This window comes from Enhygromyxa salina (genome assembly GCF_002994635.1).
GTDB classification, from domain to species: Bacteria; Myxococcota_A; Polyangia; order Nannocystales; family Nannocystaceae; genus Plesiocystis; species Plesiocystis salina_B.
The window spans coordinates 38,511-64,614 of record NZ_PVNL01000015.1; the positions used below are offsets into that span (position 1 = coordinate 38,511).

General features: G+C 69.3%; 13 protein-coding genes and 1 tRNA gene. 8 read left to right on the top strand and 6 right to left on the bottom strand.

Annotation, left to right across the window (positions count from 1 at the left end; all coding sequences use genetic code 11):
* Window positions 1-9 precede the first annotated feature (9 nt).
* The 3 genes from ENSA7_RS03275 (at window position 10) to ENSA7_RS03285 (ending at window position 10,895) form a co-directional block, all read left to right on the top strand.
* A complete protein-coding gene (locus tag ENSA7_RS03275; protein WP_106087724.1) occupies window positions 10-6,084 on the top strand; it encodes a protein kinase domain-containing protein in 6,075 nt (2,024 codons plus the stop codon).
* A 15-nt stretch (window positions 6,085-6,099) separates the two neighbouring features.
* Window positions 6,100-6,939 (top strand): enoyl-CoA hydratase/isomerase family protein, encoded by an 840-nt coding sequence (locus ENSA7_RS03280; RefSeq protein ID WP_106087725.1) that lies wholly within the window; start codon window positions 6,100-6,102, stop codon window positions 6,937-6,939.
* Between the two features lie 542 nt (window positions 6,940-7,481).
* Window positions 7,482-10,895 carry a serine/threonine-protein kinase gene (locus tag ENSA7_RS03285; protein WP_181233048.1) on the top strand — a complete coding sequence of 1,138 codons (3,414 nt, stop codon included), beginning with the start codon at window positions 7,482-7,484 and terminating at the stop codon, window positions 10,893-10,895.
* A gap of 338 nt (window positions 10,896-11,233) precedes the next feature.
* On the opposite strand, the gene ENSA7_RS03290 is transcribed toward ENSA7_RS03285, so the two are convergent.
* The 3 genes from ENSA7_RS03290 to ENSA7_RS03300 all read right to left on the bottom strand — a co-directional run bounded on the left by ENSA7_RS03290 (window position 11,234) and on the right by ENSA7_RS03300 (window position 14,370).
* On the bottom strand, window positions 11,234-13,171 hold the full coding sequence (locus ENSA7_RS03290; RefSeq protein WP_106087727.1) for a S8 family peptidase: 1,938 nt from the start codon (window positions 13,169-13,171) through the stop codon (window positions 11,234-11,236).
* A 92-nt stretch (window positions 13,172-13,263) separates the two neighbouring features.
* Entirely contained in the window at window positions 13,264-14,208 is a 945-nt protein-coding gene (locus ENSA7_RS03295) for a bestrophin family protein (protein WP_106087728.1), read from the bottom strand.
* An 89-nt stretch (window positions 14,209-14,297) separates the two neighbouring features.
* A tRNA-Phe gene (locus ENSA7_RS03300) sits at window positions 14,298-14,370 on the bottom strand.
* A gap of 706 nt (window positions 14,371-15,076) precedes the next feature.
* Here ENSA7_RS03300 and ENSA7_RS03305 point away from each other — a divergent pair.
* From ENSA7_RS03305 to ENSA7_RS03325, 5 genes are all read left to right on the top strand, one after another.
* Entirely contained in the window at window positions 15,077-15,973 is an 897-nt protein-coding gene (locus ENSA7_RS03305) for a hypothetical protein (protein ID WP_106087729.1), read from the top strand.
* Window positions 15,974-16,405, top strand: coding sequence for a helix-turn-helix domain-containing protein (locus ENSA7_RS03310; protein ID WP_106087730.1), 432 nt, complete (start codon window positions 15,974-15,976; stop codon window positions 16,403-16,405).
* Between the two features lie 55 nt (window positions 16,406-16,460).
* Window positions 16,461-18,578 carry a S9 family peptidase gene (locus ENSA7_RS03315; RefSeq protein ID WP_106087731.1) on the top strand — a complete coding sequence of 706 codons (2,118 nt, stop codon included), beginning with the start codon at window positions 16,461-16,463 and terminating at the stop codon, window positions 18,576-18,578.
* Between the two features lie 38 nt (window positions 18,579-18,616).
* Window positions 18,617-20,548, top strand: coding sequence for a serine/threonine-protein kinase (locus ENSA7_RS03320; protein WP_106087732.1), 1,932 nt, complete (start codon window positions 18,617-18,619; stop codon window positions 20,546-20,548).
* A 75-nt stretch (window positions 20,549-20,623) separates the two neighbouring features.
* Window positions 20,624-22,939 carry a DUF4139 domain-containing protein gene (locus tag ENSA7_RS03325; RefSeq protein ID WP_106087733.1) on the top strand — a complete coding sequence of 772 codons (2,316 nt, stop codon included), beginning with the start codon at window positions 20,624-20,626 and terminating at the stop codon, window positions 22,937-22,939.
* 174 nt (window positions 22,940-23,113) lie between these two features.
* Here ENSA7_RS03325 and ENSA7_RS03330 read toward each other — a convergent pair whose 3' ends face one another.
* The 3 genes from ENSA7_RS03330 to ENSA7_RS03340 all read right to left on the bottom strand — a co-directional run bounded on the left by ENSA7_RS03330 (window position 23,114) and on the right by ENSA7_RS03340 (window position 26,087).
* On the bottom strand, window positions 23,114-23,563 hold the full coding sequence (locus ENSA7_RS03330; RefSeq protein WP_146157278.1) for a hypothetical protein: 450 nt from the start codon (window positions 23,561-23,563) through the stop codon (window positions 23,114-23,116).
* Between the two features lie 612 nt (window positions 23,564-24,175).
* Window positions 24,176-25,339: a hypothetical protein gene (locus ENSA7_RS03335; RefSeq protein WP_146157279.1), complete on the bottom strand. Its 1,164-nt coding sequence runs from the start codon at window positions 25,337-25,339 to the stop codon at window positions 24,176-24,178.
* Window positions 25,340-25,451: 112 nt separating this feature from the next.
* On the bottom strand, window positions 25,452-26,087 hold the full coding sequence (locus ENSA7_RS03340) for a hypothetical protein (protein ID WP_146157280.1): 636 nt from the start codon (window positions 26,085-26,087) through the stop codon (window positions 25,452-25,454).
* Window positions 26,088-26,104: the final 17 nt, after the last annotated feature.

Consider the following 26,104-nt stretch of genomic DNA (forward strand, 5'->3'; position numbering starts at 1 on the left):
CGAACCGTCATGCAAGAGATTCCCATTGATCTAGTGGCCGCGATCCAGGCCGGAGACTGTGTGCTGTGGACTGGCGCGGGGATTGGGGCCCTCATCGAGCGTCCGAGCTGGGCGGCGTTGCTCGCCGAGCTGGCGGCGAGCGCCGAGCCAGACCCAAAGGTCGAGCTCGAGGGGTTGCTGGCTCGCGGGGATCGCCTGACGGTGCTCGATTGGTTGCGGCGTCATCAAAGCGACGCGCTCGAGGCCGCGCTCGGGGCCAAGATCGAGGATGACACCCAGCTGCCACCGAGCCTGACCGCGCTCGGTCAGCTGCGCTGGCGGGGCTGCCTGGCGACCGTGTACCCGGATCTGCTCGCGCGCGCGCGCCAGGTCGAGGGTCACGACCGACCGCGGGTCAGCCGTGACGCCAGCAAGGGCATGCCCAGCGACCACGTGCTGCACACCTCGCTGAGCCGGGATCTCCGTCGTGATCACGATCTGCGCGAGCTCGTCGAGGAGGTCGTGCGGACCTCGACCCTGGTGCTGCTCGGCTTCGAGCTCGGCGATCCCGATCTGCGTCAGATCCTCGCGATCTTGCGCAGGATCCCCGCGACCGGCGGACCCCACTACTTGTTCTTGCCCGAGATTGGCGTGATCGAGGCCGAGCAGCTGCGCGAGCGCAGCGGGCTCTCGGTCTGCGCGCTGCCGGACGGCGGGATCGCAGGCCTGCTCGAGCAGATCACCTCGGCGGTCGGCGATGAACGCACCGAGTCGCGCGCGAGTGAGCGACTCGCCGCGCTCGAGCTCAGCCGTGTGCTGCGACCGGTGCCGCTGCGGGTCGACGTCGGCGTCGACGCGGCCTTCGCCGTCGATCCCCACGAGGTCGATCTGCTCGTCGAGGCGCTGCCGGGTGGCATCGAGTCGCTGCCGGGCAAAGATCTGCTGCGGCTCGGCAGCGTGTGGCTGGCCCATGCGCGCGTGTCTGGCAAGACCCAGAGTCGCTGGCACAAGCGGGCCCGCAAGGCGTTTGTGCAGGTCATCGCGCTCGATGACGACGCCCGCGACATGCGGGTCGCTCGCTTCAACCTCGCGCTGCTGGCCCTGGTCGAGGGCGACGAAGAGGCCGCGCGAACCGGGCTCGAGGCCGCGGCCGAGCAAGATCGCAACCTCGCGCTGGTCTCACCGCGGTTCGCGTTGGTGACCGTGCGCGGGCGCGTGGGCTCGCGGATCTGGCTCGAGTGTCACGACCGCGCGTCGGACAACGAGCTGGTCGCGATCGAGGTGGGCACGCTCGGGCGCCCGGTCAGCCCCGACGAGCGCCGTCGGTTCATCGAGCAGGTCGAGATCCTCGCCGAGATCGATCACCCCGCGCTGGTCCGGGTCCGCGAGGGCGTGGCCGAAGGCCGCGTGTTTGGTGTGATCATGCAGCCCGAGCAGGGCGTCCCGCTCGCGCGCTTGCTCGAGCAGACCGCCGAGCCGCTCGCGCTCGACAAAGCCTTTGAATTGATCGGCCCGCTCATGGAGGTGGTCGGCCTGGCCCACGCCAAGGAGCTCGTCCACCGCAACTTGCACCCACGCCACGTGCTGATCACCCAGGACGGCGCGAAGCTGCGCGGGTTTGGGTTCTTGCCGCTGGTCTCGTGGTCGCGCCCGGCGATCGTGCGTGAGAACCATGGCTACGCCGCGCCCGAGCTGTTCGCGGGCGCCGCCCCGAGCCCGGCCAGCGACACCTACGCCCTCGCGGCGATGCTGTATCGCTGCATCACGGGCAAGCTGCCGCTCGGCTCGGTCCCAGCGCCCTCGCGTCTGGTCACCGGGATCGACATGCGGGTCGACGCGCTGCTGGCCAAGGCCATGCACCCCGACCCCGAGCAGCGGCTCGATCCCAAGGCGCTGCGGACCGAGGTCGCGACGATCCTGACCACCCCCCACAAGTTCGACCAAGTCGCCGCCGCGCCGGACGAGCCGGCGACGCCCGCGGCCCCCGCCAAGCCGACGGGTCCGGTCAAGCTCGTCGAGCCCGAGGACCCCGACGACCTCGACGCCTGGAAGTGGATCCTCGAGCAAAAGTCGTCGCACCTGCCCGCCCGCGAGGCGATCAGTCGGATCGAGCGCGAGGCCCGGGCCGCCCAGCGCTGGGATCGCGTGGCCGAGGTGCTCGACATCCGCGCGCGCTCGAGCCAGGCCGAGAGCGAGAAGATCGTGCTGCTGCGCGAGCTCGCCGAGATCAGCGAGCAGCGGCTCGACGCGCCCGGCTCGGCGCTCGACGCCCTGCTGCAGCTGATCGACACGATCTCCGTCAACGCCCAGGTCCCGCTCGTCGACGATCTGCTGCGGCTCGCCGAGATCACCGGGCGCTGGGCCGCGGTCGCCGAGAAGCTCCACGCCGTGGGACGGCGGGTCCCGGCGGCAGCGGATCAGCTGCGGATCTCGAGCCGCGCGGCGCTGATCTACGTCGAGCAAGTCGGCGATCTCGGCCGCGCGATCGCGGTCTATGAAGATGCGCTCGACCTCGAGCCCGAGAACCTCGACCTGCAGCGCGCCGCGCTGGTCGCCTACCGCAAGGCCGACCGTCCGGCCGAGCTCGCGACCGGGCTGCTCACGATCGCCGAGCTCGAGTCCGGCCCCGCCCGTCATGAAGCGCTGATCGAAGCCGCGCAGATCCTCGGTGATCTCGGCGAGTACGACGGCGCGCTCGAGGCCGCCGAGCACGTGCGCGCCGAAGATCCAGACAACCACCGCGCGCTCGAGGCCAGCGAGCGGTGGGCGCGGGAGCTCGACCGCTGGGACCTGCTCGCCCAGGTGCTGCCGGCCCAGGCCGCGGGCAACCTCGACGACGCCGACGCCACCGCGCTGCGCAAGGAGGCCGCGGAGATCATGCTCGAGCACCTGCAAGACCAGGCTGGCGCGATCAAGATGTACCGGCAGATCATCGAGCGCGACCGGACCGACAAGGCCACCGCCGAGGCGCTGCTCGGCCTGCTGCGGCCCAAGACCAGCGGCGACTCGGGCGAGGCCGCCAGCGCCCGCGAGGGCTTGATCGACGCGCTGAGCGTGCTGACCGAGATCACCGAGGACACCGGTCGCCGGGCCGAGCTGCTCGCCGAGGCGGCCACGCTGCTCGATCGTGAGCCCGACGGCGGCGAGCGAGCGGCAGACTGCCGCGAGCGGATCGTCGAGACCATGCCCGTCGACCACGCGCTGGTGCTCGAAGCCGTCGAGGGGCTGATCCGCTTCTACCAGAGCCAGGACGCCCACGAGCCGCTCGCCGAGCTGCTCGAGCGCCGCGCCAAGCTGAGCGTGCTCGAGCTCGAGCTGCGGGTCAGCGCCTATAAACAATTGCAGGAGCTCGCGGCTGGTCCGCTCGACGATCCCGCGCGCGAGCGGGTCGCGCTCGAGGGCCTCGTCGAGCTCGATCCCGGCGAGGGTCGCTGGCGCGATCTCTTGATCGAGCGCCTGCGCGACGCGGGCGAGCAAGAGCTGGCCGAGCAGCTGCTGCGTCAGCGCATCGCCGACGCCGACAGCCCCGCGGATCGAGCCTCGATGCTGGTCACCGTCGCGCGCATGCGCGAGCGGGCGGGCGAGCTCGAGGAGGCCGAGACCCGGGTTCGGGAGGCGCTCGAGCTCGACGACTCGGCGACTCGCGCGTGGGCGCTGCTGCGCGAGATCCTCGAGCAGCGCGACCGGCCGCTCGAGGCGCTCGAGGCCCAGATCCGGGCCGCGCAGACCAGCGACGATCCCCGCGTCAAGGTCCGCGAGCTGTTCGCCGCCGCCAAGACCTGGGCCGAGACCCTCAACAAGCCCGAGCGCGCGCTGCCGCTGATCCGCGAGATCGTCCAGCTCGATCCGCACCACCCAGGCGCGACCGGGATGCTGGTCGAGCGGCTCGTCGAGCGCGGCGAGCTCAAAGAAGCCTGGCCGCACGCCGAGCGCTGGGTCGCGCAGACCCGCGCGGGCAGCCCCGAAGATCGCGAGCTCAACGCCCGCGTCCACGCGCTCGCGGGCCGCTGCGCGCTCGCGGTCGGCAACAACGACGAGGCCCGCGAGCTGCTCCGCGACGCCAAGCAATTCGACCCGCGCAACCGCGACGTCGGCCGCGCGCTGGCCGATCTCGAGCTCGAGTCCGAGAGCTGGGACGCGGCGCTGCGGGCCTACCAGGGGCTCGCGATCCAGACCGGCGACAACGAAGATCCGCGCGCCCAGGCGGAGCTGTACCTGCGCATGGGTCAGGCCCGGCAGGGCATGGGCGAGCCCGGCAAGGCGCTGCAGATGATCGAGCGCGCGCTCGACCTCGACCCGGCCTACGTCGACGCCGGGCGCTACCTGGTCTCGCTGGCCGACAGCCCGGTCCGCAAGGTCGAGGCCAGCCAGCGGTTGCTGACCGTGCTCGAGGCCGAGCTGGCCAGCTTCGAGGAGCACGACGATCGCCGCGAGGCCAAGGACCAGGAGCTGCTCGACCTGCGCCTCGAGCTCGCGACCACCCTCGCGGATCAGCTCAACCGCCCCGACGAGGCCGTGGTCCTGCTGCGGGCCGTGCTCGCGCGCCGACCCAACGACATCTCGCTGCTGCACCGCTCGCTCGATCTGTTCAGCAACGCCGAGCAGTGGGCCGAGGCCGTCGGCGTGCTCGATCGGCTCGCGACCTTGCAGGATCAGGGGCCGATCCGCGCGAAGTATCGCTACGCCGCCGCGTCGCTGATGCGCGCGCACAACCTCGACACCACCGGGGTGGTCGTGCGCGCGCGCCTGCTCGGCGTGCTCGAGGCCGACCCGCTCCACGACAAGGCGTTCAAGGCGGTCCGCGACAACCTCGAGTCGAGCGGCGAGTGGCGCGAGCTGAGCAAGGTCCTGCGCTCGCGGCTCAAGATCACCCCCGAGGATCAGCCCGAGCTCCGCATCGAGCTGCTCGACAGCATCGCCGCGATCTACGACAAGCACCTCGACGACAAGCGGACCGCGATGATCGCCTATGAGCAGGCGATCACCCTGACCAAGTCACTCGGCGCCAGCGACGACGACGAGCGCCAGACCAACCGCCGCAACAAGGTCATCTCGCTGTCGGTCCAGCTTGGCGACGACGCCCTCGACAAGGGCATCGAGCAGGTTCAGGCGCTGATCCGCGACAACCCGCTCGACTACGACAGCTACCATCGCCTCGTCGAGCTGTACCTGGCCGCCAAGCAGCGCGACGCCTCGATCGCCGTCTCGCGCACGCTTCGGTTCCTCAAGCAGGCCGACGAGGCCGAGCTCGAGCTCGCCGCCGAGCTCGGGGACAACTACCAGCCACCGCGGGGCACGATCTCCCGCAAGCAGTGGCGTGACGTGGTGCTGCCCAACCACCCGAGCTCGCGGCTCTCGGACCTCTACGGTTTGCTGTGGCCGGTGATGGCTGCGCGCGAGGGGTTGACCCACGCCTCGGCCAACGTCGAGCGCAGCCAGCGTGAGACCGTGACCATGCAGGCCAGCGGCGTGACCCGCTGGATCGCCTACATGGCCCAGATCATCGACATCCCGGCGCCGGATCTGTACCTGCGCAAGGGCGAGCTCGGCGGGTTTCGGGTCACCGCGCTCGGTGATCCCAAGGGCGTGTACCCAAGCTTGCTCGCCGGCGACGACGCCCTCGGTCGCCAGCCCGACGCCGCGCTCGCGTTCCGAGCCGGCCGCGCCGTCGCGTCCACGCACCCGCACTTGATCGGCGCCTCGGTCATGCCCTCGGTGTCGAGCCTGCGCAACGCGATCTACGGCGCCGTCGGCCTCACTCACCCGCAGGTTGCGATCCCCAAGGAGCTGCGCGAGCCGGCTCGCGGCTGGGCCGAGGCGATCAAAAAGATGCTGCCCCCGTCGCGGCTCGACGATCTGCGCAAGGCCGTCAGCAAGGTGATCGAGCGCGGCGGCGCCGACACCAAGTCGTGGCTGCGCGGCTGCGAGCACGCCAGCGCCCGCGCTGGGTTCTTGGTCAGCGACAGCCTCGACGTGTCCGCGCGGGTGATCCTGCAAGGGGGCGGCAGCGGCTCGGCGGACGGCCGGGAGCTGATCAAGGGCTTGATCGCGTTCTCGGTCTCGACGCCCTACCTCGAGCTGCGCCGAAGTTTAAAGCTCTCATAGAGTACAACCACGCGCATGGATCTGTCCTCGATCTCCGCGTTCCACCCTCGCCTCGACGCCGACAGGCAGCTGCTGGTCCTCGAGCTCGAGCACGGCAAGGCCAACGAGATCGGCAGCGAGCAGCTGGCCGCGTTCGAGTCGCTGTGCGCGCTGATCGAGGCCCCCGATCGCGACCAGCCGATCACCTGCCTGTGCACGACGAGTCGCCGGGTCAGCCGCAGCGGCAAGCCGATCTTCATCGCTGGCGCCAACGTCACCGAGCGCGTCGACTGGGACGACGCCCGGGTCAAGGCCCACGTGATCCGCCAGCGCAAGCTGATGCAGCGGCTGCGACGGCTGCCGCTGTTCAACATCGCCTTGAGCAGCGGCGTGACGCTCGGCTGGGGCACCGAGTACATGCTGACCGCCGACTATTCGATCGCGACCGCGGCGGCCAGCTTTGCGCTGCCCGAGACCGGGCTCGGGATCATTCCGGGCGCCCGCGGGACCGCGGAGCTCGCGAGCCTTGTCGGTCCCGCGCAGGCGCTGCGGCTGGGCTGCAGCGGCGAGTCGATCGACGCGAGCGAGGCGCTGCGGATCGGCCTGGTCCAGGAGCTCGCGGCCGACGTCGACGCCGGGCTCGGCCGCGTTCACGCGCTCGCCGAGCAGCTGCGTCGCCGCTCGCCGCTCGCGGTCGCCAGCTTCAAGGCCGCGCTGCTCGACGGCCTCGGTCGCAGTGAGCCCGAGCGCATCGAGCTCGAGGAGGCGGCGTATGAGCGCTGCGTCGATCTCGGTGAAGCTGCGATCGGTCGTGGGAGCTTTGCTGCGATTCGCGAGGGCAAGACGCCCGCGTGGGGCAAACACCAGCTGCGCTGAACGGCGCGTTATCGCGAGTCGCACGATCCAAGGGTCAAGTTGGATCCGCTAGGGCACCGACACCTTGCGCGACCCTCGGGCCTGATCGGGTTTCGCGCCCCGTGGTCAGGCCGACGGGCCGTGCGTCATGGTCGAGCCTGGCGCGATTTGCCATGGTGGGGCGTGGTTGTTCAAAGCGTCATGTTGATCACGAATGGCCACACGGAATCGCTGCGGGCCCGGAGCCTGGATTTGCCAAGCTACTAATTCTCTCAGGCTCGAGATCACCAGTCGTTCTTTCGACCAGTGCGGGCGCTCCGCCCACTCACTGCACGCCCGCTCTGCTAGCCACGAAAATATATTGATGTAATAAAGGTAAACCGAGACACCGCAGAACAGTCCTTTCATCATCTGCCGTTTGCGCGCACTGTTGTGCCAGGCAATCGCGGTAGATACAGTTCAGCCGCGGCCAGCGCAGATTCGCGTCGATGACCGATATCCCGAAAAAAATCGCGGGGCGCTACCACATAAAGGAGCTCCTTGGGAAAGGGGGCTTCGGTGCGGTGTACCGCGCCGAGGACGAACTCGAAGATCGTGAAGTCGCGCTCAAGGTCATTCGGACTGATGCGTCCACGGACCCGCGGGGAACCCGCTCGCGCTCGCTCGAGGGCTCCTCGAGCCACTCGTCGTCCCGCTCGCGATTTGGCCGGTACAGCCGCGCGGGCTCGCGGACCAACCGCAAGAACTTCACGTCCAATCCCTCGCCGGCGCCGACCGACGACGTCACCGAAGCGTTCAAAGACGAGTTCCTGCTGCTCACGCGGCTGCATCACCCGAACCTCGCCACGGTCTACGAGTTTGGGCGCTGCGACGAGTTTGACGGGGTCTACTTCACGCAGGAGCTGGTCGAGGGCGTGTACCTCAGCGAGTTCCTGGAGGCGAAGTCGCGCGAGCTCATCGTCGACGTGTTCGTCCAGCTCGCGCGCGCGCTCGACTACATCCACGCGCTCGGCATGGTCCACGAGGACATCAAGCCGACCAACGTGTTGGTCACCAACCACAGCGGCCAGGCGCAGGCCAAGCTGATCGACTTTGGCCTGGCGCGGGTGCTGCGGAACGGCCCCGAGGGCGAGACCGGCGAAGACGAAGACAACGACATCGTGCACGGGACGCCGGGGTTCTCGGCGCCCGAAAAGATCCGCGGGGAGAAGACCGACAGCCGGTCCGACATCTACTCGCTGGCGGCCACCATGTACGCGGCGATCCGCGGCAGCAAGCCGTTTCCCTCGCGCGACTTCGAGGAGGCCCTGCGCGCCCAAAAAGACTGGCGGCCCGAGCTCGCGGGCGCGCTGCTCAAGCAAGCGGGCCCCGTCGTCGCCGAGCTGATCGGGCGGATGCTCAACCCCGACCCCGAGCGCCGACCGCAGAGCGCCCGCAGCATCGTGCTCGAGCTGCTGCGCCGCGAGCCCTCGCACATTCGGGATCGCCAGGACAACCAGGAAGATCGGGCCGAGTTCGCCCGGGTGTTCGTCGAGCACCTGCCGTTCGCGGATCGCCAGAGCTACCTCGACCTGCTGTTGACCCGGGCGACCGACGTGCTGCTGCCCGAGCTCTCGGCCGAGAGCAGCCGCAGCCACGGCAACAACCGGCTGATCCGCGCGGTGATCATCGAAGCCCCCGAGGGCATGGGCAAGAGCCGGCTGCTCGGCGAGCTGCGTCGCGAGATCCAGATCGGCGGCGGCCTGTTCGTCGAGAGCTCGTGCTGGACGACCGAGCGCACGGCGCTCGGGGCGTTCGGGCCTGTGGTCCTGCAGCTCGCGACGGCGCTCGGTGAGCGCTCGAAGGTGATCGCCGACTACGCCGAGCTGCTGCAGCTCGCCCGCGATCGCGGGACCGACGAGAGCGCCGCCGGCCGGCTGATGGAGTTCCTGATCGCGGCGTGTCGCGAGCGGCCCTACTGCCTGCATCTGTCGGAGCTCTCGAAGGGCCTGAGCGAGTTCGTGCGGTTCGAGCAGCTCGCCCGCGCGATCGATCACAACGCCGCGCCGCTGCTGCTGTGCGGCAGCTCGATCCCCCACACCAAGCTCGGACCCCTGCTGGCCACGCTCGCGCGCGACCAGCTCGCCGAGAACTGGAGCCTGCGCCCGTTCACGCGCCGCGAGATGCACTTCGTGCTGCAGGGTGTGCTCGGCGAGACCCCGGCGATCCGCGAGCTGGTCAAGGCGCTCGACAACCTCACCGGTGGTCACCCACTCAGCTTCCGCGAGACCCTGCGGGTGCTGATCGAAGAGGGCATCTTGGCCCGCGACGCCGACGACTGGGTGTTCCGCTCGAACTCGCCGGCCGCCCAGAACCTGCACCAGACCCTCGCGCAGCGGTCCGAGGCCCGGCTCGACTCGCAGGGCGTCAGCGCGTGGGAGATCGCCAGCATCCTGTATCTGATCGAGGCGCCGATCGAAGAGACCCAGCTCGCGCAGCTGAGTGACCTGCGCAAGAGTCGGTTCCGCCGCGCGATCGACCGGCTCGAGGGCGAGGGCCTGATCGTTCGCAGCACGACCTCGGCGACCAGCCACATCACGCTCGCGCACGAGTCGGTGCGCGAGGCGGTCCGGCGCCGCTACGCCGACTCGCTCGACGAGACCCGGCTCGACCTCGCGACCCGCATCGACGACCTCGAGGTCATCGACAGCAACTTCGTGTTCCTCAAGGTCCGGCTGCTCGACGACGCCGCCGAGGGGCTCGAGGCTGTCGACGCGCTCGAGGAAGCCGCGGCCGGGTTGTTCGCGGTCGGTCAGGCCCAGCTCGGCGCGAACGTGCTCGAGCGCTTGATCCGACGGCTGCGCATGCACGGTGGCACCGCCGCGATCCCGCGTCTGCTCGAGGCCAAGCTGCTGCTGCTCAACCAGGGCAGCGGCGCCCTCGACGATCCACGCCGCGAGATCGCCCACTACGAAGCTGGGATCTTGCTCGCCGAGCTGATGCGCGACTTCCGGGCGCAGTCGCTGTTTTGGCTGGGCCTCGCCGACCGGGCCACGGCCGAGGTCGACGACGACATGGAGCTGACCTTGTTTCGGCTCTCGCGCGCTGCCGCGGCCGCCCAGCGGGCCCGCGATCGGGTCCTCGAGCTGCGGATCTCCAACCGCCGCGCCGAGGTCTTGCTCTCGGCAGGCGAGATCGAGCAGGCCGGCTCGTACTCGCGCAAGGCCATGGAGATCCTCGACCTCGACGACGCCAACGACGTCGACGTGTGTCACATCATCGGCGTGCGCCTGCGGTGTCTGTCGCTCTCGGGCCAGCTCGGTGAGGCTCGCCGGCTCCACGAGATGGGCAAGCCGATCGCCGCGCGGGTGCCCGTGGTCCAGCGCCAGAGCTACCTGTCGGGCATCGCGTTCTTGGCCGTGCTCGGCGGCGACCCAGACCGGGCGATCCCCGAGACTCTGCAGGCGATCGATCAGGTCCGCGCCGCCCGGGTCCCACGCCTGTTGCACACGCCGCTGCACAACCTGGGCGATCTGTACCTGCGCGCGGGCCAGCTCGAGCCGGCCGCGCTGGCCTTCAACGAAGCGATCGACATCGCCGCGCTGTTCGGCCTGGACCAGGCCGTGCACCTCAACCGCGGGTTCTTGGGCTACACCCTCGCGCGCCTGGGCAAGGTCGAAGAGGGCGCCGTGAAGCTCACGGCCGCGCGCCGCAGCATGCAGCAGGGCTCCGGCGATCAGGTCACCTTGCAGCAGCTGCGCCTGCTCGACGCCGAGGTCGCCCACATGATGGGTCAGACGCCGCGCGCCCGTCGTGAGCTCGAAGAGATGCTCGCCGACTTTCACTCGACCAACGAGATCAGCTTCGTGCACTGGGCCCAGGACGCGCTCGCGCGGATCGAGCGGGACATCGGCACCAACTTCATCGAGTCCGCCAGCATCCCCGAGGTCGCCAGCGCGCCCGACGAAGACACCGTCCGCACCCGGCCGATTGGTTAAAGACCCCGGGGGGTTTTTGACCCCCACAGAGATTTTCGCACTTTGCCGAATGCAGCCGCTGGCGCGTCTGGTCGCTTCGCTCCTCGGGGACGTTTGTTCGCTAGCGCATGTGTGGCCCCCTAGAAGGGGGCTCGGTCGCGTGCCGCGGGCACTGCGGTACTGCGGCCACAGGCACGATGTACTGCGGCCACAGGCACGGTGCACTGCGGCCACAGGCACGGTGCACTGCGGCCACAGGCACGATGCACTGCGGCCACAGGCCACGGTGCACTGCGGCTCGCGTCATCCCAGCAGGCACCGTGGCACCTGCGGCTGGGGTTCTCGGACTTCTCGGCGGCCTACTCGGGCTGGGAGCCGGCCCGGCCGACGCGGCGAGCGAGCCAGAGGCAGAGGACGGCGTTGGCAGCGAGCCAGGCGCGGTCCCAGCCGGCGCCGCCGGGGATGCCGTCGAGCAGGGTGGGCAGCACCACGGCGCCGTGCAGGAGCAGGGCGGACCAGCCCAGGCTCACGCCGGTCAGGAACCCTCGCAGTGACTTGCGCTGCATCAGCAACAAGGTCAGCAGCACGGGCAGCAGCGCGGACAGGAACAGGCCGGAGCCGATCCCGATCGCGCCGGTCGTCACGGTGCCGAGCATGTACGCGGCGGGCATGGTCAGCGCGCCGGCGGCCAGGCCGACGCCCGCGAGCACGCCGACGCCCGCGGTGAGCTGGCGCCGACGGGTGCTTCCGGTCATCGCCTGGGCGCCGAGGCCCGCGAAGCCGAGGCCGCCGAGGCCGAGCAGGCCGAGCAGGCCGGCGAACCCGAGCCGCTCGCCGCGGTAGCTCGAGCGGGCCGCGATCGCGGCCGCCTCGGCGTCGATGATCCCCGCGCCGTACTCCTGGTCCCACTCCTTGCCGTTGGGGTGCACGGCCGTCTGCTTGAGGATCCGCTCGACCTCCTTCGGGTTGTTGACGCCCTGCGAGACGATCAGGCCGGCGACACCGGCTGCGTGGGGGGCCGCCATCGAGGTGCCCTGAAACCACATGTAATCGTTGCGCGAGGGATCCCCGATCGCGATGGTGTTCTGCAAGACGCCGTCGGGGTGACCGTCGCGGTTCTTGTCGCTGCGGGTGTCACCGCCGGGCGCGGAGATGTCGAGCTGCTTGCCCCAGTTGGAGTAGAAGCTGCGCTTGCCCTCGAAGTCCGTGGCCGCGACGGCGACCGAGCCCTCGTAGGCGGCCGGATACGAGACCCGCGAGCGCTGCTCGTTGCCGGCGGCGCAGATCACGGTCACGCCCTTGTTGTGGGCGTACTCGACGGCCTTGGCCATCACGCGCGAGGGCAGCGGGCCACCCAGGCTCATGTTGATCACGTCGGCCCCGTTGTCGGCGGCGTAGCGGATCGCGTTGGAGATATCGGCGACCGAGCCGCCGCCGTTCGCGGCCAGCACCTTCAGCGGCATGATCTTGGCGCGGTGGGCGATGCCCGCGACGCCGACGTTGTTGTCCGTGGCCTGGGCGATCGTGCCGGTCACGTGGGTGCCGTGGGCGTGGTCGTCGAGGCCGTCGGGCAGGCCGCTGGCGAAGCTCTTGCCGTGGACCATCTCGACGCCAGCGAGATCCGGCACGGCCTTGGCGTGGACGCCCCGGTGATCCAGATCTTTGTAGGCGACCCCGGTGTCGATGACCGCGACCGTCGCCGCGCGACCGCGGGTGTGCATCCACGCCTCGGGCGAGTTGACGGCGTCGAGGTGCCACTGCAGCGGGTACATCGGATCGTTGGGCGCGAACCGAGGCCGGCCGGGCTTGGTGATCTCGGCGCCGTCTTGCCTGTCGTCATCGTCGTCGCCGCGGTCGAGCGTGCTCCACCCGCCGAGCGCGGCGCTGGGCAGCGAGTAGGTGACGTCGGCCTCGATGCCCTCGATCAGCGGATCCCCGGCCCGGTCACGCTGCAGCGCGGCGAGCTGCTCGGGCGTGCCAAACACCCGCCACAGGTGCTCGGTCTCCGAGTAGAACCCGGCGGGCTCGGCGTGCAGTCCGAGCGAGCGGATCAGCTGGTCGAGCTCGGCCTCGGAGCCGCCCTCGCCGTCCTCGGGCTCGACCAGGTCGAGCAGCAGCTGTCGGCCATCTTGACCCTCGGCGAGCTCCTGCTCGATCGTCGCTTGCTCGACCTGCTCTGCGCTCAGTCCGCCGTCGACCTCCGCGTGCTGCCAGGCGAGCAGACAGCTGAGCCCAAACAGCGCGGATGCAGCGAGGGCGAGGCGAGGCGAGGCATGGACGGAGTTGTTGTGTTGCATGAGCGTTTTGCCCGCCTGGCACGGGCCGCGGAATTATAGGGGCGTCGAGCCGCTGGTGCACGAGTTTAGCCCCGCTCGCGGTTGGCCGCCGCTCACATCAAGATCCCGCGGGCGTCCTGCTTGGGTGACTCTGGCAGGTTCGCGTCGCCGAGCCGCTGACGCAGGTTGATCTCGATCGTCTTCGCCAGCGCCGACAGCGGCAGCGACGGCCAGAAGGTCGTGAACGGATCTTCGAGCACCCGGCCCACCTCGTTGATCAGCGCGAAGCTCAGACACACGAGCAGCGTCAGCGGGATCGCGATCCAGTCATTGCTGATCTGCCCGACCAGGCCGAGCGGCAGCAGGATCCCGTAGGCCATGATCAGTCGATCCGCGATGAACCCGTAGCTGCGCGGGAACGGAGTCTTCTGGATCCGCTCGCAGCCGCCCTGGATGTCGAGCAGCGCGCGGATCGTCTCGTCGAAGGACTGCAGGCGGAGCGGATCGAGTCGCCCAGCGTCGCTCTCGGCGACCAGCAGGCGCATCTGGGTGTGGAGCAGCGCGTGGGTCGGGTTGGACTCGGCGATCGTGCGCTCGGCCTCCTTGCCCGGCAAGAACGCGTTGAAGTCGGTGTCGTCGACGAGCGACTCGTTGCGCAGCAGCACCCGCAGCGCGTGCACGTAGGCGATGTGCCGACGGATCAGCGCGCGCTGTAGCTCGCTGGGGACCGGCGGCTGCTGATCCGCGCCGTGCTCGGGGTTGGGCAGGTAGCTGAGGACCTGCGTGCAAAAGTGGCGTGAGCTGTTGATCATTCGACCCCACAGCTGCCGACCCTCCCACCACCGAGCGTAGGCCGAGTTGGTCCGAAAGCTGACGAAGATGCCGATCGCCCCGCCGACCACCGCGACCGGGGCAACCGGCAAGAAGATGTGGTGAGCGTGGTCCGCGAAGACGTGCTCGAACCCGACGATCAGCGACGACGCGAGCGCAAACACCAGCGAGGCCTTCCACTGCCAGCGCAGCAGACCCCAGATCGACCCTCGAAAATCGACGAACATGGACGCCGACTTTTATACAGCCTGGCCTCGCGGTCGGGCCGAGCTCGAAAATGAAAAGACCCCGAGCGGTGAACTCGGGGTCTTGGGGGTGCCCAGGGACGGAATCGAACCGCCGACACGGGGATTTTCAGTCCCCTGCTCTACCGACTGAGCTACCTGGGCGCTCGGCTGAGGGGGCGTAGGGTTAACCTGTTGGCGAACACCCGTCAAGGACCGGGGACGCGGCCTTCGTGATCGACCGATCACGCGGGTACCACGCACAGTCTCGCCTCGAGGATGGCCCCCGTCAGACAGGATCCGGGCGGGTGTCACCGACCGCGTCACCGACCGGCAAGGGTGTCAACATAATCCAGCCAACCTGGACCCGAATCTGTGCTCAAATTGCAGCCACTGAATCCGCCCAATTGATATATTCACTGGCCGCGCAAAGCTGCCCGGATCGGTCGCGTGAAGCCCAGCAGACCCCCATCTGTCGGTCTGGGTCGGTCCGCACCGATCGCCATAGGCGCCGGGAATCGGCCGAATTACAGGTAATCGGTGACTGACGGTGACGAACGGTGACGAACGGTGACATCGGTTCGCGTCGGTGATCCTCGCGTGACAGTGGGGTCAATGACCGTCACGGGGTCGAGGGTCCATATTGAGCAGGCATCGAGGTCACGTTCCCATGCTGTTGCGATTACCAGACCCCGCAAGTCGAGCGCTCATCGCCGCGGGCATCCGCTGCCCGGAGCCCGCCACCACCCCAGACGGCCTCGGGGGGGCGGATATCCCGGGGTCCGCCGGCTCCCCGCGTGCGCTCCCACCCCCTGATCCTGACAGCTGTGCCGGTCCCGCCGACCGGCCCGAGGCCGAGCGAGCGATCGCCGTGCAGTTCGTCGGCGCGTTCGAGGGCTGGAGCCTGATCACCGTCGCCTGCGACCACCGACCGTTCTGGCTGCTGACCGAGCTCGCCAACGTGCTCGGCGTCGAGCAGCCGGCCCGGCTGCTCGCCGCCTTGGCCGAGCGCTGGCACGAGTCGTGCCCCGAGCACGCGATGGTCTCGCTCGACGCGGGCGACCGCCGGGATCTGCTCGACAAGCTCGACCGCGCCCACGTGGTCCTGGCCAGCGCGAGCCTCCGCAAGCCGATCACGCTGCTCGGCCCGGTCGCGGTCGACGAGCTGTGCGCGTGCTTTGACAGCGCGGTCGCGCGGCGGCTGCGGGCTCACCTGCGCGATCAGATCGTCCCGGAGTTTCACGCCTGGGACCGAGCCACGCGCGCGCTCGAGCAGCCGATCCTCTCGGTCGACGCGGCCACGATCGCCGCGAACCGACTCGAGTTCGAGCGGCGCTGCTTCGAGGCCGCGGTGCTCGAGCGGCTGCTCGACGGCCTCGAGCAGTCGAGCTTCGTCGACGCCGAGCTGCTCGCGGCTCACCGGGTCGTGGCCAGCGAGCTCGCGCTGGGCGGGATGCTCGAGGACTACCAGGAGGTGCTCGCCCACGGGTGGTCGACGCCCACGCAGATCGCCGAGCGCTGGTGCGGCATGACGCCCATGCGGGTCGGCACGCTGATCGCCAACCTCGGCCTCAAGGGCAGCCGCGCCCACTCGCGGGCGTTTCTCAACAAGGCCCGCGGGCACGACCGCACGGTGATCAGCCACGTCTACAGCCCGGCCGCGGTCGGGCTGATCGAGCGCGAGCTGCATGGCCGCGGGCACCACCGCTGCGCCCAGATCGATGAGCCCGGCGCGCTCGGTGAGCTCGACCAAGGATCGGTGACATAGATGACAAAGGTAGAGAAAATTCGCGTCCGGTTCCTCGTCGAGGGTGACGAGCAGGCCAACAAGATCACCGCGCTGCTCGAGGCGCTCGGCTACGAAGCGATCCGCGAGATCGATCAGGACTCGCCGCAGACGCGCCTGCGCTGGGCGGTGACACGCCTGGCCAGCTCGGCGCAGCTGACCGACCGCGAGGTCTCGATCCTCGATCGCGTGCTGCAAGGCTGCGGAAACGCCGAGATCGGCGATGAGCTGGAGATCAGCAAGGCCACCGTCAAGTGGCACATGCACAACATCTTCACCAAGACCGGCGCCAAGACCCGCGAGGCGCTGCTGCGCGAGGCGCTGCAGCTCGGCGGCGTCGCCCGCCGGGAGCCCGCGCCGAGCAAGGTCGACGCGGAGCCGACGCCCGCGAGCGAAGACGACGACGCTCGCTGAGCCTCGGGCTGCTGGGCTCGCGCCGGGAGCCCGGCGCGGCTACAAGCACCGGTTCATGGTTAGCGCGCCTCCGGTCCCGCCCTGCCGCCCCACGTCCCGCGAGCTGTTCGGGCAGACCCTCGTCGATGACTACGCGTGGCTGCGCGACCGCGACGATCCGGCGGTGCGGGCCCACCTCGAGGCCGAGCGCGACCACGCCGAGGCGGTGCTCGACCGCCGCACGGGAGATCTGCGGGCGCGCCTCTATCGCGAGCTGCGCGGGCGCATCAAGGAAGACGAGCGCTCGGTCCCAGCCAAGGATGGTCCGTGGCTGTACTACTCGCGGACCGAGCTCGGCGACGAGTATCCGCGTCACTGTCGACGCCCGCACGAGCCCAACGTCAGCCTCGACCAGGTAGAACCGCACGAGCAGGTCTACCTCGACGAGAACGCGCTGGCCGAGGATCACGACTACTTCGATCTCGCGGCCCTCGCGATCAGCCCCTCACACCGGCTGTGTGCGTATATCGTCGACCTCGACGGCGATGAGATCTACACGGTCCAGATCCAGGATCTAGACGCTGGCGCTGCGCTGCCCGACACGCTGGTCGGCTGCGGCCGCGCGCTCGCCTGGGGCGACGACGGCGTGCTGTTCTACACCCGCCTCGACTCCGCGCACCGGCCGTTTCAGGTGTGGCGTCACGCGCTCGGCGCTTCTCAGGCGGACGACGTCTGCGTGCACGAGGAGCTCGACCCCAAGTTCTTCGCGTCGGTCTACCGAACCCGCTCGGACGCCTACGTGGCGATCAGCCTCGACTCGCAGGTGACCTCCGAGATGTGGCTGATCCCGACGTCGACGCCGACCGCGGCGGCGCAGCTGGTCGCGGCGCGACGTGAGGGCGTCGAGTACGGGCTCGCGCATCGCGGGGATCAGCTGTTCGTGCTCAGCAACGAGGGCGCGCACAACTTTGCGATCGAGCTGCGCGCGCTGCCGGGTCACGACGGTGAGTCACGGGTCCTCGTCGCGCATCGCGACCAGGTGTTGCTCGAGGACATCGACGTGTTCGCGGGCCACCTGGTGATCTGGGAGCGCCACGAGGGCCTGCAGCGGATCCGCGTGGTGCCCCTCGACCCCATGCCTGCGCGCGCCGGAGACGACGACGCGCCCGCGCCCGGCGAGCACCTGATCGAGTTTCCGGATCCAACCTACTGCGTGTGGGGCGACTCGAACCCCGAGTTCGAGGCGACCACGCTGCGGTTTGGCTACACCTCGCTGACCACCCCGGCGTCGATCTACGACTACGACTTGCTGACCCGCGACCGAGCCCTGCGCAAGCGCGAACAGGTGGTCGGGGGCCACGATCCAAATTGTTATCGCAGCGCTCGAATCTGGGCGCACACGGGCGACGGCGAGCGGGTGCCGATCTCGCTGGTCTGGCGGCCGCCGACCGAACCAGCGCCTGGCGACGCGGCCCGATCTCCGCGACCGACGGTGCTCGAGGGCTACGGTGCCTACGGCCTGACCATGGATCCCAGCTTCTCGAGCGCGCGCCTGAGCTTGCTGGACCGCGGCGTGATCTGGGCGATCGCGCACGTGCGCGGCGGTGGTGAGCTCGGCCGCCGCTGGTACGACGCCGGCAAGCTCGCCGACAAGCACAACAGCTTCGACGACTTCATCGCCTGCGCCGAGCACTTGATCGACCAAGCCTGGACCACGCCCGCGCAGCTGGTCGCGACCGGCGGCAGCGCGGGCGGCTTGCTCGTTGGCGCGGTCGCCAACGCCCGACCCGAGCTGTTCACGGCGATCCTCGCGGACGTGCCTTTCGTCGACGTGCTCAACACGATGCTGGATCCAAGCTTGCCGCTGAGCCTGGTCGAGCGCGACGAGTGGGGCGACCCGACCACGCCCGAGGGCTTCGCCTGGATCCACGCCTACGCCCCCTACGAGAACGTCCGCGCCCAGGCCTACCCCGCGATGTTCGTGCTCGCCGGCTGGAACGATCCACGCGTGGGCTACTGGGAGTCGGCCAAGTGGGTCGCGCGGCTGCGAGATCGCAAGACCGACGACCACCAGATCCTGCTGTGGACCAACATGGACGCGGGCCACGCGGGGCCGTCGGGCCGGTTCGAGTACCTGCACGAGCTCGCCCTGGAGTACGCGTTCTTGATCGACCACCTCGAGCTTCCGCGCTGAGCGGATGCCTGTGGGGGTAAAAATAGTACGATTCGGCCGTGCCGACCTGCCCCAGCTGCAGCGCGATGATCGACGGCGACGCCGTCGAGTGCTGGCACTGTGGGGCCAGCATCAGTCGAGCGGTCGGGGCCGACACCGCGAGCGGGGCACCCACCCTCGCGGCCAGTGAAGTCGACGGCGGCACCCGCGAGTTTCGCGGGCCGTCGATGATCGGCCGCGACGTGATCGGCCAGTACGTGATCCGTCGCAAGCTCGGCGAGGGTGGCATGGGCGAGGTCTATCTCGCGGATCAGCCCGCGATCGGCCGCCAGGTGGCGATCAAGATCGTCCACGCCCAGACCCGCGGCCGCGACCTCGACGATCACGTCGCCCGGTTCCGCAACGAAGCCAAGGCGGCCGCCAGTCTCGAGAGCCCGCACATCGTCCAGATCTTCAACTGGGGCGAGCTCGACGACGGCACCTTGTTCATGGCGATGGAGTTCCTGAGCGGACCCACGCTCGGCGAGCTGGTCCGCGAGCACGGGGCCCTGGATCCAGAGCGAGTCGTCGCGATCGCCACCCAGGTCTGCGCCGCGCTGACCCAGGCCCACGCCGCGGGGATCGTCCATCGGGACCTCAAGCCCTCGAACATCATGCTGATCGAGCGAGGCGACGCCCCGGGTCCGAGCTTCGCCAAGGTCCTCGACTTCGGGATCGCCAAGCTCGAGGGCTCGGACATCACCCGCAGCGGAGCGATGTTTGGCACGCCGCAGTACATGTCCCCCGAGCAGCTGCGGGCCGAGGCCCTCGACGGTCGCAGTGATCTGTACTCGCTCGGCGTGATGCTCTACGAGCTGCTGGCCGGGGCCCTGCCGTTCTCGTCGCCGACCGCGGTCGGCTACGTGACCGCGCACTTGCACGACCAGCCGCCGCCGCTGCCTCGCCACGTCCCCCGGGCCCTCGCTGAGGTCGTGACGATGTTGCTGGCCAAGCACGCCGATGATCGCCCGGCGACCGCGGCCGCGGTCGCCGACGCGCTCGCCGCTGCGCTGAAGGGGCGCTCGCCGATCGCGGTGCGCCGTCGGGCCCGTCAACGCGCGCTGCGGACCACGCTGTTGGTCACGCTCGCCGTGGTCAGCGGGAGCGCGCTCAGCTTTGGCGGCTGGTGGCTGTGGACCACGCGGGCCAAGACCAACGCCGCGCTCGAGCGAGAGCGCGCCCGCGGTCGCGCGCTCGAGCAGCGCGTGCGCGAGCAAGACCTCGCCGTCCAACGCGCCCGCGAGGAGGCCCGCACGATCGCCCAGGAGCAGCTGCTGAGCAGCACCAAGGCCCGCGAGGAGCGGCGCGAGGTCCAGGCCGCGAACAGCTCGCGCCCGACCGGCGGGCTCGACGACGAGACCCGCGCGCTGCTGACCCGGACCCGCGGGCAGCTCGAGGTCACCCTGCGCAGGGTCCTGGATGGTCGCCGGATCCCGCCGTCCGAGGTCGAAGACGTGTGGCGCACCCATGAGGCCCGCGTCGCCGCGCTCGAGGCCGGCGAGCTCGAAGAGGTCGAGCTGCGCGAGCAGCTGGTCTCCATGATCCAGCTGTATCGGCGCAGCTTCGAGCCCAAGCGGCCCGGCGACGAGCTCCCGCTGGCCCAGCTCGACGCCACCTTCATGAGCATGCCGACCAAGCTGGGCCACGCGCTCGGTGAAGCCGAGCGCCGCGAGCTGCTGACCGCGATCTACGAGACCTACGACGCGCAGGATCTGTCGGTCAACGATCGCACCTACTTCAAGCGGCTCGCGGTCGCAAAGCTGATCCGCGAGCACGAAGTGGCGCCCGGCGAGCAGGCGTCCGAGCTGGTCCCGAGCGATGCGATCCCCACCAAGCCGACGGGACCCAAGCGCCCGGATCAACCGCCCCCAGACGAGCTGCCGACCGCCGATGACGACGACGACGAACCGGCCGGCAACCAGGCCCCGCTGCCCTCGCTCGACGGAATGTAGGAGATGTAAGCTTGCCGCGAGCAGCCGGCGTTGCGGGCCGCACGGCACAGCTACCCTCGACCGCCCGAGATCCCCATGCGCAAACTAGCGATCGCCACCCTGTTCGTGTTCCCCCTGTTGACCGGCTGCGCGGGGCGCAAGCCGTTCCCCACCGTCGATGACCTCGAGCTCGACACCGTCGTGCTCTATCGCAACGGCATCGGCTACTTCGAGCGGCGCGGGAAGGTCAACGATGACGTCCTGCGGCTCAAGGTCCGCAAGGATCAAGTCAACGATCTGCTCAAGAGCCTGACCGTCGTCGACGCCACCGGAAAGGCGGTGAGTGTGTCGATGCCGCTCGATCCGGCGTCGTGGGCCAACGCCGCGATGGCGACGCTGGCCCCCGGACGCGGGTCGCTCGCGCAGGTGCTCGACAGCATTCGCGGGACCGAGCTCACGGTCCGCACCCACGCGGGTCGGATCATCCGCGGCCGCGTGGTCATGGTCGAGCGCTCGATCAACGAGCCCGACCCCACGACCCGGAGCAGCGGCACGGTCGCGCCGACCACCGCCGACTCGCTCGACTGGAAGCTGACCGTGCTGTCGAACGGACACATGCAGGTCGTGCGCCTGTCGAAGGTCAAGTCGATCTCGCTGCACGACGGCGACCTCGCCATGCAGCTGCACCGCAGCCTCGACGCCTCGGCCGGCGAGGGCATGTTCGAACAGATCGAGATCGAGGTCCGGCTCACGGGCGCGCGCAGCCACGATCTGACGGTCAGCTATGTGGTCTCGGCCCCGATGTGGAAGCCGACCTACCGCGTGGTGCTGCCCGAGGACGGGGAGGGCAAGGCGCTGCTGCAGGGCTGGGCCGTCGTCGACAACATCTCCGGCGAGGACTGGACCGAGATCAGCCTGAGCCTGACCTCGGGCGCACCGATCGCGTTTCGTTATGATCTGCACACCCCGCGCGACGTGTACCGCAGCGACATGACCGAGAGCGGCGTGCATCGCCAGGCCGCGGTCGCGGTCGGCGAGACCAGCTGGGGCGACGCTAGCGTGGAGGGGTTCGCCGCGCCGATGGATGAAGCCCAGCCCTACGAGAAGTCGGCCGAGGCCTACGACGGCGACGACGCCAACTACTGGGAGCAGCAGATCGCCGACGCAGAGTTCGAGGAAGAAGACCGCTCGCGGCTGAGCGCCAAGAAGAAGGACAAGGGGGGCTCGGGCGCGAGCGCGAGGGGCGGAGCTCCGGTCGCCCAGTCTGCTCCGGCTGCACCGCCGCCACCGGGGGGCGCCGAGCGTGGGCCGAGCATGGACCTCGAGTCGCTGCGGCGCAGCACCGACGCCTCGGCCCGCTCCCAACGGATCTCGGGGCTGACCCGCGTCGACCTGACCACGCCCGTGACCCTGCCCGACGGGACCTCGACGATGGTCGCGGTCATCAACGAGCAGATCGCGGCGGAGCAGACCTTCCTGTTCAAGCCCGGTGGCGGCGGCTACGGCTATGAAGCCAACCCATATCGGGTCGTGCGGTTTCAAAACTCGACCGAGTATGTGCTCGAGCCCGGGCCGATCTCGATCTACTCGGGCGGCAGCTTCGTCGGCGAGGGTCTGTCCGAGGCCGTGGGCGCGGGCACGTCGGTCACGATCCCGTTCGCGGTCGAGCCGGGGATCATGGTGACCTCGGCCAAGCAGTACAGCGGTCAAGAGATGACCGTGACCCGGATCGTGCGGGGCGTGCTCGAGGTCGAGAGCTACTACCAGACCACCACGACCTGGGACGTCCGCGGGCCGGCCCAGGCCAAGGGCTTCAAGGTGCTGATCCGCCAGCCGCAGTCCGGCTCGAACTACGAGCTCGCGCAGCGCCCCGAGGGCACCGAGGATCTCGAGGACGCGTGGCTGATCCCGGTCACCGTCGCGCCCAACGCAACCAGCGCGAGCATCAAAGTCGTCGAGCAGACGCCCTCGAAGATCAGCCTTGCGATCTGGGATCAGCAGGCGCTCGCGCTGCTCGAGAAATTCCTGACCGCTGACAACCTCGACGCGGCGGCCCGCAAGAAGCTGCAGCCGGTCGTGGAGCTACGCCGCGAGATCGGCCGGATCGACACCGAGGTCGAGGGCTTGCGTCGTCAGCAGGCCGAGCTCGAGCAGCGCGCGGATCAGACCCGCCGCAACCTCGACAGCATCAAGAAGGACTCGGCCGCAGGCGCGCTGCGGCAGAAGCTCAACAAGCGCCTCGACGAGTTCTCCAGCGAGGCCGACACCAGGGGCCGGACGATCGTCGAGCTCGAGAGCAAGCGACTCGAGCTCAAGATCGAGCTCGAAGACATGATCCAAGACCTGGATCTGCGGGCCCCAAGCACCCCCGGCGCCCCAGGGCCCGAACGAAACAAAGACGCCCAAGAGTAGGAAGGGACGCACAAAAAAGAGCCCGACAGCTCGAGCTGTCGGGCCCTTTTTAGTTGTTGGCGATCTCGACTGAGGCGTCCGCAAGCGGGCGAGAAGCCTCGCTGCCGTCCAACGCTCCGGTCGACTGAGGCGTCCGCAAGCGGGCGAGAAGCCTCGCCCGAGCTGAAAGAAGCCTCAGCCGCCGAGGCGGCTGCGGATCGAGTCCATGATCTCGTCCTCGCGAAGGTTCGAGGGCTCGGGCTCGGCGAGCTTGTCGCGAATCAGCGCCTCGAGGATCTCCCCGCGCTGCGGGTGCGGGGGCAGGTGCTCGGCCAGGCCCAGCTTGCGGCTCACCAGCACTTTGAGGAACGGCTCGATCTTGCGGACCTCTTGGGCGATGCGAACCGTCGCGGCCTTGCCTTCGCCGCGGCGAAACGGAAACCGCGGGGCGCTGCTCTCGACGGCGACGACAACATCGCGAGCCAGCTCCACATCCACGTTATCCTCTACACCAAACGACGCGATCACGATCGGGCGACTCTGAGCCTTCTTGTTGCCTTCACCGGACCACCAGACGTTGTGGGCGATCGAGAGGTAGGTTCGGCGAGAATCGCCACAGCGGACTTTGTTCCTTCGCAAGTACATGTGCGTATATCCTTTTCTGTTTGCTTTGCGCCGGGCTCGCTCCCCGGGCCCCTGTTGCGCTTCGACGACCTACCGGAGCAAATCTTCAAGTTTCGTACCGAGTTCGATCAGCTCCGTCTTCGAACTGAATTCAGGCTAGCTCAGGCCCTGAACCTGGCCAGGGGACCTGACGCAATTTCTCAACTCATTGATATCGTTATTAAATATCTTGCTTTTGTGTGCGATCGGGCCAGGACGGGTGGGCCCGGTCACAGCTGTTTCTGTCCTGAGACCCAAATATCCCCCGATCCTGCCGCGAGACTGTGGCTCCATGCCCCCAACGTGGCTCCAATGCTGGACGCGCACGGCATTCAGGCCCGAGTGAGTCTCAATCCCGTGCACAACTACGTACAGTCGCGATTTCAATAGTGTTGCGATGCGCAACGCGAGTGTGCGCTTTTTCCGGCAACCCTTTGGCGCGATTGGGCCGCGAACACGATGCGGCAAGACACCGATGTCGCAGGCACGACATGCAGGTCGGTCGATCCGCCTCTCGAACTTTGCGCGTACACAAACGCCGCGCGAACGAGCGCGCGGCGAGTCGTGGGATCGTGCGAGGGGCCCGCGTGGAATTCAGGCGTCGCCGAGCAGCTCGAGGATCAACGCGTCGGGCAGGGCGAGCTCGGGCGAGCGCGAGACAAACACGCCGGCGGCTCCGCGTCGGACGAAGCTGCCGCGACCGAGCCGAGGCCCGAGCACCTCGAGCACCCGGACTTCGGCGCCGCCGATCGTGCGTGGCTGACTCTGCTGCTCGAACACCGCCTTGGTCAGCGGACCGTCGATCGCGAACATCTCACTGAGGAATTCGACGCCAACCGCAAAATCCACGCGCTTGCCCTGCAGCTGCGGACGAAGTTCGCGATCGATGCCGGCCGGCAGCTCACCCTCTACGCTGGGGATCAGGTAGGCCCGGAGGATGTCGGTGTCGGCCAGCTCCGCGCCCTTGGGCGCGACGACGATGCCGAGCTCGTCGATGACGTAGGGGAGATCCGCGCGGATCGAGTCGGCCTTGGCCTGGCGGGCGTCGAGCTCGGCTTGATGCTCGGCCGCGCGCCGCTTCTTGTCGTCCTCGACGCTGACGCGCTTGGCGGCGGGCGGGGTCGCGCCTGGCTGGGCACTCGGTGCAGGTGCACCCGGGTCTGCGTCGTCGCCCAGCTCACCGTCGTCGCCCGCCTCACCGTCCTCGGGCGGCTGCCCGACCAGCGTCATCAGCAGCGCCCGATCGTCACCCTCGGGCTCGATCAGCGAGAGCTCGACGCGAGGGCCGCCGGCGAAGCCACTGGCGAGCTCGTCGGGCTCGATCTGAAGCTGCTTGAGCAGCTGGGCCACCGGCCAGTCGGCGGCGGTCGCCTCGGGCGGGAGCTGATCCGGGGTCGCGTCCTGAGCCCCGAGCACCTGACCGCGCTGGGTGACCACGAAACCCTGGCGCGGGTTGGGCTCCCCGGCGACCCAGTACAAGAACGCCTGGCGCGGCAACACCTGCGAGGCGATCACCCCGAGCTCGACGTTCTCGCGCCAAAATGCGGCAGGATCGTCGCCGATCACCGACCCGGTGATCCGCGCGAGCACCAGCTGGACCTCGGGGTGGCGGACCAGCTCGAGCTTGGCGTCGAGGATGTTGCGGGCGTGGGCGATCAAGCCCTCCGCGAGCGCGGCCGCGAGCATCGTCGGGCGGAACATGTCGAGCGGGAAAACGAGCCCGCCGTGACTGTTGGGCATGCGAGTGTCGTCGAGCATGGGCGACGGAGTGTAGAGCATGATCCCGCCGGGTCACATGCCCTCGCGCGGGGCCCTCGTGAGGGTAACGGGTGCGGGGCGCGGGTGAGGTCGGGGCCAGCCAGGTGACGGCTCAGCCGGCGTCGAGTATGGCGATCGAGACCTGCCACGCGCCCGCGTCGAGATCGCGCGGGAACCTGGCGACGACCAAGAACGGGCCCTCGGGCAGCGCGCAGCGATAGAACAGCAGGTGGTTGGTGCCCTCGAGCTCCTCGAACTCGCCGACGCACCACGGGTCGAACCGGGCTCGCGCGAGCTCGAGCAGGTCCGCGCTCCTCGTCTCATCGAGGGAGGTGGTGCTCAGCGAGAGCACGGCGGTGGTGGCCTCGAGCACCAGGCCCTGGGTGTCGATCAGCAGCGCGGTGTCGCAGTGCCAGGCCTCGCTGGTGTCCCCGCTGACCTCGCCGTCAGATCCGGGTTCGGCCTCGACGTCACCCGCACACAGTGCGCGGGCCCGCGCGTCGACCAGGGACCACTCGAGGCCCGCTCCCATCACGTCGACCATCTGGGTCAGCGCGTCGTTGAGCTTGGCGTCGGTGCCGAGGGTCGCGAGCGCCTCGGTCGAGAGCTCGTCGAGCCCGGTCTCCTTGTCCGTGGCGGTCGGCTGGCGGAGCCCCTGGTTCCACAGACAGCGCTCGTTGGTCGCGTCGTCGCAGTCGTGCGGCGTGGTCCGGCACGCGGGCGCCACGAGCAAGACGAGGCCCGCCACAGCCGAGCAGGGCCCGC

Excerpts from the sequence above, each read along its gene's own strand:
- ENSA7_RS03335 (WP_146157279.1), bottom strand. The coding sequence starts at position 25,339 with ATGCTCGACGACACTCGCATGCCCAACAGTCACGGCGGGCTCGTTTTC.
- ENSA7_RS03290 (WP_106087727.1), bottom strand. The coding sequence starts at position 13,171 with ATGCAACACAACAACTCCGTCCATGCCTCGCCTCGCCTCGCCCTCGCT.
- ENSA7_RS03330 (WP_146157278.1), bottom strand. The coding sequence starts at position 23,563 with ATGTACTTGCGAAGGAACAAAGTCCGCTGTGGCGATTCTCGCCGAACC.
- ENSA7_RS03325 (WP_106087733.1), top strand. The coding sequence starts at position 20,624 with ATGCGCAAACTAGCGATCGCCACCCTGTTCGTGTTCCCCCTGTTGACC.
- ENSA7_RS03310 (WP_106087730.1), top strand. The coding sequence starts at position 15,974 with ATGACAAAGGTAGAGAAAATTCGCGTCCGGTTCCTCGTCGAGGGTGAC.
- ENSA7_RS03275 (WP_106087724.1), top strand. The coding sequence starts at position 10 with ATGCAAGAGATTCCCATTGATCTAGTGGCCGCGATCCAGGCCGGAGAC.
- ENSA7_RS03315 (WP_106087731.1), top strand. The coding sequence starts at position 16,461 with ATGGTTAGCGCGCCTCCGGTCCCGCCCTGCCGCCCCACGTCCCGCGAG.
- ENSA7_RS03280 (WP_106087725.1), top strand. The coding sequence starts at position 6,100 with ATGGATCTGTCCTCGATCTCCGCGTTCCACCCTCGCCTCGACGCCGAC.
- ENSA7_RS03295 (WP_106087728.1), bottom strand. The coding sequence starts at position 14,208 with ATGTTCGTCGATTTTCGAGGGTCGATCTGGGGTCTGCTGCGCTGGCAG.